Below are 380 nucleotides of genomic sequence, written 5' to 3' on the forward strand. Positions count from 1 at the left end.
AAACTTTATTTTTATTACTTCATTTTTAGGAATACTTGAAAAAGCACTATCTTCTGGATAAAACATTAAAAGGTGTTCTTTCGTGTTTCCTTTTAGAAAGGCTGATTGAATATCTGAATCCTTAGTTTTCTTTTTAGTGTTTATCTGAACCCTAAGTCCGTAAGATTGAATTTCCTTCTCTAATATCGGAAAGTATGAAGACAGATTAAAATCAGGGTCAGCATCTATAAGAGAAAAATCTAAATCTTCGGAAAATCGATCTAAGCCATAAAAAATGCGAAGTGCAGTACCGCCATAGAAGGCAGCATGGGCGAAAAAATCTGCTCGGCTTAAGCCGCAGAGCACAATTTCTTGCATAACTTCTTTTAGTACATTTTTTT

1 protein-coding gene is annotated in these 380 nt (G+C 33.7%); it reads right to left on the bottom strand.

Going from position 1 to position 380, the window contains the following annotated elements; genetic code table 11:
* The coding region (locus D0T85_RS22005) for a nucleotidyl transferase AbiEii/AbiGii toxin family protein (RefSeq protein ID WP_203558561.1) at nucleotides 1-357 on the bottom strand (357 nt) is incomplete at its 3' end.
* Nucleotides 358-380: the final 23 nt, after the last annotated feature.

Source organism: Bacteroides sp. 519 (genome assembly GCF_010500955.1).
Classification (GTDB): domain Bacteria; phylum Bacteroidota; class Bacteroidia; order Bacteroidales; family Bacteroidaceae; genus Bacteroides.